The following is a 9592-nucleotide window of genomic DNA, read 5'->3' as shown; positions in this document are numbered from 1 at the left end:
AGGCGCATGGGTGGGCCCCCGGGCGGTGTCACGTTGTTGCGTGCGGGACAATGGAGTACGTGACTCGGATCGTGATCATCGGTGGCGGACCCGGCGGATACGAAGCGGCGCTGGTGGCCGCTCAACTCGGCGCGGAGGTGACCGTCGTCGACTGCGACGGTCTGGGCGGGGCGTCGGTGCTCACCGACTGCGTGCCGTCGAAGACCCTGATCGCCACGGCCGAGGTGATGACCACCTTCGACTCCTCGTACGAGGAGCTGGGGATCATCGTCGCGGACGACACCCCTCCCATGGAGCAGTCCGCCCGGGTGGTGGGCGTCGACCTGGGCAAGGTCAACCGGCGTGTCAAGCGGCTCGCGCTCGCCCAGTCGCACGACATCACGGCCTCCGTGACGCGTGCCGGGGCGCGTGTCATGCGCGGGCGCGGGCGGCTGGAGGGCATGCAGGCGCTCGACGGGTCGCGCAAGGTCGTGGTGCGCGCCGCCGACGGGAGTGAGGAGACCCTGACCGCGGACGCCGTGCTCATTGCGACCGGCGGACAGCCTCGTGAGCTGCCCGACGCCCAGCCGGACGGCGAGCGGATCCTGAACTGGACCCAGGTGTACGACCTCGACGAGCTCCCCGAGGAGCTGATCGTGGTCGGGTCCGGTGTGACCGGCGCCGAGTTCGCCGGCGCCTACCAGGCGCTGGGTTCCAGGGTGACGCTCGTGTCGTCGCGCGACCGCGTGCTGCCCGGCGAGGACCCGGACGCGGCGGCCGTGCTGGAGGACGTCTTCCGCCGGCGCGGCATGAACGTCATGGGGCGTTCCCGCGCGCAGTCCGCCAAGCGGGTGGGGGACCGGGTCGAGGTGACCCTCGCCGACGGGCGGGTCATCACCGGGTCGCACTGCCTCATGGCCGTCGGTGCCGTGCCCAACAGCGCGGGCATGGGGCTGGAGGACGCCGGTGTCCGGCTGCGCGAGTCCGGCCACATCTGGACCGACAGGGTGTCCCGTACGACCGCTCCCGGCGTGTACGCGGCCGGTGACGTGACCGGCGTGTTCGCCCTCGCGTCCGTGGCCGCCATGCAGGGGCGCATCGCGATGTACCACTTCCTGGGCGATGCCGTGGCCCCGCTGAACCTGAAGACGGTCTCCTCGAACGTCTTCACCGACCCGGAGATCGCCACCGTCGGCTACACCCAGGCCGACGTCGACGGCGGGAAGATCGACGCCCGGGTCGTGAAGCTGCCGCTGCTGCGCAACCCGCGGGCCAAGATGCAGGGCATCCGCGACGGCTTCGTCAAGATCTTCTGCCGGCCGGGCACGGGCATCGTGGTCGGCGGTGTCGTCGTGGCGCCGCGCGCCTCGGAACTGATCCACCCCATCTCGATCGCGGTCGACAACAATCTGACCGTCGAACAGATCGCGAACGCCTTCACCGTCTATCCCTCCCTGTCGGGCTCGATCGCCGAGGTGGCACGGCAGTTGCACACGCGCAAGGAGAACGGCGACGGCTGAGGCCGAAACCGACTCCTCGCTGGTCACGAGGAGTGTTCGACCATTCGTACGGCATAGGCGGCGGGACTAGGCCCTATACCACTTCCCGCTGCCGCGTGCGAACATCTTCTGCTATTCAGCGCAAACTGCTGAAAGCAGACGGTCGCTGGCGTTACTGTCAGTTTCGTGTTCGCTGCAGAACGTCGCCAATTGATCCTCGAAATGGTGCGAGCGAACGGGGCCGTGTCGCTCCGTGAGCTCGCCCGCGTCGTCCAGACCTCCGAAGTGACCGTACGGCGGGACGTGCGCGCGCTGGAGGCAGAAGGACTCCTCGACCGCCGGCACGGCGGTGCGGTACTGCCGGGCGGTTTCACGCGGGAGTCCGGCTTTCCGCAGAAGTCTCATCTCGCGACCGCCGAGAAGACCGCCATCGCCGACCTCGCCGCGAACTTCGTGGAAGAGGGGGAGGCGATCGTGGTCGGGGCGGGTACGACGACCCAGGAGCTGGCCCGCCGGCTCGCCCGGGTGCCCGGGCTCACCGTCGTCACCAACTCCCTCCTCGTCGCCCAGGCGCTGGCCCATGCCAACCGGGTCGAGGTCGTGATGACCGGCGGTACGCTCCGCGGTTCGAATTACGCGCTGGTCGGGAGCGGGGCGGAGCAGTCCCTGCACGGGCTGCGGGTGTCGCGGGCGTTCCTGTCCGGGGCCGGGTTGACCGCCGAGCGCGGGCTGTCCACGTCCAACATGCTGTCGGCGTCCGTCGACCGGGCGTTGGTGCAGGCCGCGGCGGAGGTGGTGGTGCTGGCCGACCACACGAAGCTCGGCACCGACACCATGTTCCAGACGGTGCCCACGGATCTCATCACGCGCCTCGTCACGGACGAGCCGCCCGCCCATGACGACCGTGCGGCCACGGAACTCCAGGCTCTGGCCGACCAGGGCGTGCAGATCGCCGTGGCCGGGGGGCAGGGGGGGTCGGCCGGGTCGGTTGCGGGAGGCCCGGGGGGTGATTCCGTCCCGGCGCGTCAGCAGCGCCGAGATGTGCCGGTGCCCGGGCCTCGGCGGCAGGTGCCGGGGGGTGGGGGGCAGTTGAGGTCTGCTTCTGCCTCGATGCTGGGTGAGCAGGGGCCGGGGGCGGAGCGGGCGCGGGTGGCTGACCTGCGGCGGCGCTAGAGGGCCGGGGTGCTGTCGCGTGCCAGGTGCTCGGCGTTGTCGCTGAGGCCGGGTGGGCCCGCAACCCGGCGGAGCGGGGTGCCGCTGCGCCCACCCGTGCCGCCCTTAGCGGCACGATTGCCCGCAGCTGGGCGGGGCGGGTGCCTGTGGCTGAGCCGAACGGGTGCCTGCAGCTGGGCGGGGCGGGTGCCTCCGGCTGAGCGGGCGGGTGCCTGTGGCTGAGCGGGACGGATGTCCGGAGCCGGGGGGCCGGCGAAGGTGCGAGCCACGACGTGCCCGCAGTCGCGGGATTACGTAAGGGGACGTGTCGGGGGGTGTCCGCCCGCAGCGGTTGGCGCGTCGACGCCAGTGAGTCGGTATGACACCCCATCGCGCCGTTCCGAGGACGGACACCCCCCGGCGCGGCCCCGACCCGGGGCCCGCGCCGTAGGCGTTCGTCCACCCCAGTCGCCGCGGCCCCGACTCGGTCCCGCACCCTGGGCGTTCGTCGACCCCAGTCGGCGCGGCCCCGACTCAGGGCCGCGCCGTAGGCGTTCGTAGCGCGTCAGTCCTTGATCTCGCAGATCGCCGCGCCCGACGTCACCGACGCGCCGATCTCCGCGCTCAGGCCCTTGATCGTGCCCGAGCGGTGCGCGTTCAGCGGCTGCTCCATCTTCATGGCCTCCAGAACGACGACCAGGTCGCCCTCCTTGACCTCCTGGCCCTCCTCGACGGCGACCTTGACGATCGTGCCCTGCATCGGGGAGGCGAGGGTGTCGCCGGACGCCACAGGGCCCGACTTCTTCGCCGCGCGGCGCTTCGGCTTGGCGCCCGCCGCGAGGCCCGTACGGGCCAGCGACATGCCCAGCGACGACGGCAGGGAGACCTCGAGGCGCTTGCCGCCGACCTCGACGACGACCGTCTCGCGGCCCGGCTCCTCGTCCGCCTCCGCATCGGCCGGCGCGGCGAACGGCTTGATCTCGTTGACGAACTCCGTCTCGATCCAGCGGGTGTGCACCGTGAACGGGTCGGACGAGTCCGTGAGCTCGGGCGCGAACGCCGGGTCCTTCACCACCGCGCGGTGGAAGGGGATCGCCGTGGCCATGCCCTCGACCTGGAACTCCTCCAGCGCACGGGCGGCCCGCTGCAGCGCCTCCTTGCGCGTGCGGCCGGTGACGATCAGCTTGGCCAGCAGGGAGTCCCACGCCGGGCCGATGACCGAACCGGACTCCACACCCGCGTCCAGACGGACACCCGGGCCGGACGGCGGGGCGAACGTCGTGACCGTGCCGGGAGCCGGGAGGAAGTTGCGGCCCGGGTCCTCACCGTTGATGCGGAACTCGAAGGAGTGGCCGCGCAGCACCGGGTCGCCGTAGCCGAGCTCCTCGCCGTCGGCGATACGGAACATCTCGCGCACGAGGTCGATGCCGGCGACCTCCTCGGTGACCGGGTGCTCCACCTGGAGACGGGTGTTGACCTCCAGGAAGGAGATCGTGCCGTCGAGGCCGACGAGGAACTCGACCGTGCCGGCGCCGACGTAGCCGGCCTCCTTCAGGATCGCCTTGGAGGCGGAGTACAGCTCCTCCACCTGCGCGTCGGACAGGAAGGGGGCCGGGGCCTCCTCCACCAGCTTCTGGTGACGGCGCTGCAGGGAGCAGTCACGGGTGGAGACGACGACCACGTTGCCGTGGGTGTCGGCCAGGCACTGGGTCTCCACGTGCCGCGGCTTGTCCAGGTACCGCTCGACGAAGCACTCGCCCCGGCCGAACGCGGCGACGGCCTCACGGACCGCCGAGTCGTACAGCTCCGGCACCTCTTCGAGGGTGCGGGCGACCTTCAGACCACGACCGCCACCACCGAAGGCGGCCTTGATCGCGATCGGCAGGCCGTGCTCCTCGGCGAACGCGACGACCTCGTCCGCACCGGAGACCGGGTCGGGCGTGCCGGCCACCAGCGGGGCACCGGCGCGCTGCGCGATGTGCCGGGCGGCGACCTTGTCACCCAGGTCGCGGATGGCCTGCGGCGGCGGGCCGATCCAGATCAGGCCCGCGTCCAGGACCGCCTGAGCGAACTCGGCGTTCTCGGAGAGGAAGCCGTAGCCGGGGTGGATCGCGTCCGCGCCCGACTCGCGGGCGGCGTTGAGCACCTTCTCGATGTCGAGGTAGCTGGTGCCCGGCGTGTCACCGCCCAGGGCGAACGCCTCATCCGCGGCGCGGACATGCAGAGCGTCCCGGTCCGGGTCGGCGTAGACGGCCACGCTCGCGATACCGGCATCCCGGCAGGCCCGGGCCACGCGGACAGCGATTTCGCCACGGTTGGCGATGAGCACCTTGCGCACGATTGAGGCTCCCTCCTTGAAACAAGCCGAGTTTAGGGACAGCCAACACGACACTTCGACCCGTCCCCAGTGGTGAGCTTGCCCACACGGAGCGTGATGCGTGGCTCGCTCGACCCGCGAAATCCCTTGTCGCACCGCGGTACGCAGTACTCCTGCGGGAAACCCTAGCCGTCTCCTGTGGTCAAGGTCTCTGTCATCACGTGCTGCGGGCCACTCGGTTTCTTTGTCGAGTCCCTACGAATGGCCCAATGATTCTTTGCCCGCTGCCGGACCCTTGTCCCCCGGTTTACCGGTTAGTAGCGTTCGCGATGTCTTCAGAGGGAAGAGGGTGGGCCCGGTGATACGCAGGCCGGTGGCGTGGGTCGTGGCGGTGGTGCTGTTCGCGGAGGCGTTCGGCGTCGCGGCGCTCAACTGGTTCCTGGGGATGGTCGTCGACCGGCAGGCCATGTCGCTGGCCGGCCTGGACCCGCACATGATGTCGGTGTCGTCGAAGATCGGCGGGATCGCCTTCGGCCTCTACTTCGCCCTGTGCGGCCTGGTCGCCCTGCTGGTGGCGCTGCGGGACCGGCCCCCGGCGGGCCTCGGACGCGTGCTGCTGATCAGCGCGGCGGTGGTGCACGCCCTGCTGGGCGCGTTCACCTGGGGACCCGTCGGCCCGCCGGCGTTCCTGTTCATGATGCTGGTGCTCGCCCTGATCGTGCTGCTGCTGGTGACGTACGACCGCCCGGCGGAGCCCGCCGGCGCCGCGCCCGGGGACGGGAAGAGCGGCGACGGGTCTCCGGTCACTTCTCCGCCGGCGCCCACAACTCCGTGATGCCGACGCCCAGGCCGGCCAGCAGCCGCCGGACCAGGGGGAGGCTGATGCCGATGACGTTGCCGTGGTCGCCGTCGATGCCGTCGATGAACGGCGCCGACCGGCCGTCCAGGGTGAACGCCCCGGCGACGTAGAGGGGTTCGCCGGAGGCCACGTAGGCGGCGATCTCCTCGTCGGTGGGCTCGCCGAAGTGGACGACCGTGGACGCGGTGGCGGAGACGTACCGGCCGGTGAGCGTGTCGTAGACGCAGTGGCCGGTCTGGAGGGTGCCGGCCCGGCCGCGCATCGACTTCCAGCGGGCGGTGGCCTCCTCGGCGTCCGCGGGCTTGCCGAGGGCCTGGCCGTCCAGGTCGAGCACCGAGTCGCAGCCGATCACGAGCGCGCCCTTGACGTCCGGCCGGGCCGCCACGACGGAGGCCTTCGCCTCGGCCAGGGCGAGTGCCAGCTCGGCGGGGGTGGGAGCGGTGACGGCGTCCTCGTCGACGCCGCTCACGATCACCTCGGGGGCGAGGCCGGCCTGCCGGAGCAGTCCGAGCCGGGCGGGGGACTGGGAGGCGAGGACGAGTCGGCGGCGCGGCTGATCTGTCATGCGTTCAGCGTATCGGCGTCACCCGGCGCGTCTCACCTCACGCCGATCACGATCATCCCCAGCACCATGGCCAGGGCCAGGAGAACGCTCAGCCGCCGCAGCATGTCCTGCATGTCACGCATTTCTTCGGGCGGTTCGTTCTCGGGGTCGGACCACAGCATGTCACCAGCGTGCGGCCTGGCAGGGCGGGGCGCCTGAGTAGCGGTACTCAAATCGGCGCCCCGCGTTGTTCCACCGTGCGCGGTTCCCCGCGCCCCCGGGACGGGAGCTCTAGCCCGGCCAGTAGGTGCGGCCCCACGCCGACGGCCCCGGCTGGGGCAGGCGGTGGGCCGCGATGCGGGACGGGTCGGACCAGGAATCGCGGGACGTCGGCGCGCCGGGCGGGGCGGCTGCCGCCGCCGCGGCGCGCGCCCTGACCACCGCCAGGGCGGCGGCCAGCTCCTCCGGGGTCGGGTTGCCCCGTACGACCTTGATCGTCATGTGGGCCTCCTGGGCTCGCTGCGGGCTAGAGGGGGATGTTGCCGTGCTTCTTCGGAGGCAGGGATTCCCGCTTGGTACGCAGTTGACGCAAGCCGCGTACGACGTGCCGGCGGGTCTCGGACGGCAGGATCACGGCGTCGATGTAACCGCGCTCGGCCGCGACGTAGGGGTTGAGGAGGGCGTCCTCGTACTCCTGGATCAGCCGGGCCCGGACCGCCTCCAGGTCCTCGCCGTTCGCCTCGGCCTCCGCGATCGTGCGGCGGTGCAGGATGTTGACCGCGCCCTGGGCGCCCATGACGGCGATCTGGGCGGTGGGCCAGGCGAGGTTGAGGTCGGCGCCCAGGTGCTTGGAGCCCATGACGTCGTAGGCGCCGCCGAAGGCCTTGCGCGTGATGATCGTGATGAGCGGGACGGTCGCCTCGGCGTAGGCGTAGATCAGCTTGGCGCCGCGGCGGATGATGCCGTCGTGCTCCTGGCCGACGCCGGGCAGGAAGCCGGGGACGTCGACGAACGTGATGACCGGGACGTTGAAGGCGTCGCAGGTGCGCACGAAGCGGGCGGCCTTCTCGCTGGCCTTGATGTCGAGACAGCCGGCGAGCTGCGTAGGCTGGTTGGCGATGATGCCGACCGGGTGGCCCTCGACCCGGCCGAAGCCGGTGACGATGTTCGGCGCGTACAGCGGCTGCGTCTCGAAGAACTCGGCGTCGTCCAGGACGTGCTCGATCACCGCGTGCATGTCGTACGGCTGGTTCGCGCTGTCCGGGACGATCACGTCCAGCTCGCGGTCCTCGTCGCTGACCTCCAGGTCGGCCTCCTCGGGGAAGACCGGTGCCTCGGAGAGGTTGTTGGACGGCAGGTAGGACAGCAGCTGCTTGATGTACTCGATGGCGTCCTTCTCGTCGCCCGCCATGTGGTGGGCGACACCGGAGGTCGCGTTGTGGGTCCGGGCGCCGCCCAGCTCCTCGAAGCCGACGTCCTCGCCGGTGACGGTCTTGATGACGTCGGGGCCGGTGATGAACATGTGCGAGGTCTGGTCGACCATGACCGTGAAGTCGGTGATGGCCGGGGAGTAGACCGCGCCGCCCGCGCACGGCCCGACGACCAGGCTGATCTGCGGGATGACGCCGGAGGCGTGGGTGTTGCGGCGGAAGATCTCGCCGTAGGCGCCGAGCGAGGCGACGCCCTCCTGGATCCTCGCCCCGCCGGAGTCGTTGATCCCGATGACCGGGCAGCCGGTCTTCAGGGCGAAGTCCATGACCTTGACGATCTTCTGGCCGTAGACCTCGCCGAGGGCACCGCCGAAGACGGTGAAGTCCTGCGAGAACACGGCGACCGGGCGGCCGTCGACGGTCCCGTACCCGGTGACGACGCCGTCGCCGTACGGGCGGTTCTTGTCGAGGCCGAAGTTCGTGGAGCGGTGCCGGGCGAACTCGTCGAGCTCGACGAAGGAGCCCTCGTCGAGCAGGAGCTCGATCCGCTCACGGGCCGTCAGCTTGCCCTTGGCGTGCTGCTTCTCGACGGCACGAGCGGAGCCGGCGTGTGTCGCTTCCTCGATGCGTCGCTTCAGATCCGCGAGCTTGCCCGCGGTCGTGTGAATGTCGGGCTGCTGCTGCTCTTCCGGCTCGGACATCGGGATGCGGCTCCCTGCCTGCTCAAAAGGGGGGACGGTTACTCATCCGTAGACTAGTGGGGTGCCTCCGCATCGGCAGTGCGGCGTTTACCACACCTAGGGTGGCTTGCATGACGCCGCGAGATGCATCAGAGCCGAACGGAAGCCGTTGGTCCGACCTGGACCGTCCGCCCCTCAACGTCACCGCCCTGCGGCGGGGTCTGGTGCGGCCGGGAGGGCTGTGGTCGGAGGTGGACGTGGTGCAGCGCACCGGCTCCACGAACTCCGACCTGGTGGCCCGGGCGGCGAAGGGGGAGGTCACCGAGGGCGCGGTGCTGATCGCCGAGGAGCAGTCGGCCGGGCGCGGGCGCCTGGACCGGCAGTGGACGGCACCACCGAGGTCCGGTCTCTTCTTCTCCGTCCTGCTCACGCCGGGCGAGGTCCCGGTGGCGCGGTGGGGCTGGCTGCCGCTGCTCACGGGGGTGGCCGTGGCGGCGGGGCTGTCCCGGGCGGCGGGCGTGGACACGGCCCTGAAGTGGCCGAACGATGTGCTGGTCACGGTGGGTGGGGAGGAGCGCAAGGCCGGGGGCATTCTGGCCGAGCGGGCCGGCGACGGCGGGGTCGTCATCGGAGTCGGCATCAACGTCTCGCTGAAGGACGACGAGCTGCCCGTGCCGACGGCGGGGTCGCTGGGCCTGGCGGGGGCGGTGAGCACGGACCGGGACACGCTGGTGCGGGGGGTGCTGCGCTCGTTGGAGGACTGGTACGGCAGGTGGCGCGCGGCCGAGGGCGACCCGGGGGTGTGCGGGTTGCAGGAGGCATATGCGGCGGGCTGCGCGACGCTCGGGCGGGTGGTGCGGGCGGAGTTGCCGGGGGATCGGGCGATCGTGGGGGAGGCCGTCGCGGTGGACGGGGACGGGCGGCTGGTGCTGGCGACGGGGGAGGGCGTGCAGGAGCCTGTGGGGGCCGGGGACATCGTGCACTTGAGGCCGGCGTGAGCTGACGCGGGGGCGGGACCGTAACCCGGCGGAACGGGGTGCCTCCCCCAAGCTCTCGGCTTCGCTCGAGCAGGGGCCTACGCCAACCGTGCCGCCCCTGGCGACACGCATGCCCGCAGCTCAGCCGAACGACT

9 protein-coding genes are annotated in these 9592 nt (G+C 71.3%); 4 read left to right on the top strand and 5 right to left on the bottom strand.

Features of this window, described 5'->3' with window-relative positions:
• The coding region (locus ABT116_RS35405) for an NAD(P)H-quinone dehydrogenase (protein ID WP_351642569.1) at nt 1–1499 on the top strand (1499 nt) is incomplete at its 5' end.
• A 165-nt stretch (nt 1500–1664) separates the two neighbouring features.
• Entirely contained in the window at nt 1665–2651 is a 987-nt protein-coding gene (locus ABT116_RS35400; RefSeq protein WP_351642567.1) for a DeoR/GlpR family DNA-binding transcription regulator, read from the top strand.
• 544 nt (nt 2652–3195) lie between these two features.
• Here the strand turns inward: ABT116_RS35400 and ABT116_RS35395 are convergent.
• Complete coding sequence (locus tag ABT116_RS35395) at nt 3196–4968, bottom strand: acetyl/propionyl/methylcrotonyl-CoA carboxylase subunit alpha (protein WP_351642564.1); 1773 nt, start codon at nt 4966–4968, stop codon at nt 3196–3198.
• A 337-nt stretch (nt 4969–5305) separates the two neighbouring features.
• Between ABT116_RS35395 and ABT116_RS35390 the strand changes: the two genes are divergently transcribed.
• Nucleotides 5306–5782: a hypothetical protein gene (locus ABT116_RS35390; protein WP_351642560.1), complete on the top strand. Its 477-nt coding sequence runs from the start codon at nt 5306–5308 to the stop codon at nt 5780–5782.
• Here ABT116_RS35390 and ABT116_RS35385 read toward each other — a convergent pair.
• The 4 genes from ABT116_RS35385 to ABT116_RS35370 form a co-directional block, all read right to left on the bottom strand.
• Nucleotides 5751–6371 (bottom strand): Maf family protein, encoded by a 621-nt coding sequence (locus tag ABT116_RS35385; protein ID WP_351642555.1) that lies wholly within the window; start codon nt 6369–6371, stop codon nt 5751–5753. The genes ABT116_RS35390 and ABT116_RS35385 overlap by 32 nt on opposite strands.
• A gap of 32 nt (nt 6372–6403) precedes the next feature.
• Nucleotides 6404–6532, bottom strand: coding sequence for a morphogenic membrane protein MmpB (gene mmpB, locus ABT116_RS35380; protein ID WP_107092457.1), 129 nt, complete (start codon nt 6530–6532; stop codon nt 6404–6406).
• Nucleotides 6533–6641: 109 nt separating this feature from the next.
• Nucleotides 6642–6851, bottom strand: a complete 210-nt coding sequence (locus ABT116_RS35375) for an acyl-CoA carboxylase epsilon subunit (RefSeq protein WP_344458318.1) — start codon at nt 6849–6851, stop codon at nt 6642–6644.
• 25 nt (nt 6852–6876) lie between these two features.
• Nucleotides 6877–8481, bottom strand: a complete 1605-nt coding sequence (locus tag ABT116_RS35370) for an acyl-CoA carboxylase subunit beta (protein ID WP_351642544.1) — start codon at nt 8479–8481, stop codon at nt 6877–6879.
• A 110-nt stretch (nt 8482–8591) separates the two neighbouring features.
• Here ABT116_RS35370 and ABT116_RS35365 point away from each other — a divergent pair, with 110 nt between their 5' ends.
• The gene (locus tag ABT116_RS35365) at nt 8592–9458 is read left to right on the top strand and encodes a biotin--[acetyl-CoA-carboxylase] ligase (RefSeq protein WP_351642540.1); all 867 of its coding nucleotides are present in this window, start codon (nt 8592–8594) and stop codon (nt 9456–9458) included.
• Nucleotides 9459–9592: the final 134 nt, after the last annotated feature.

It is taken from the genome of Streptomyces sp. NPDC002130 (assembly GCF_040296465.1).
Lineage (GTDB): Bacteria > Actinomycetota > Actinomycetes > Streptomycetales > Streptomycetaceae > Streptomyces.
Note: the sequence above shows the minus strand (reverse complement) of the source record. Positions and strands in the feature narration are given on the sequence as shown.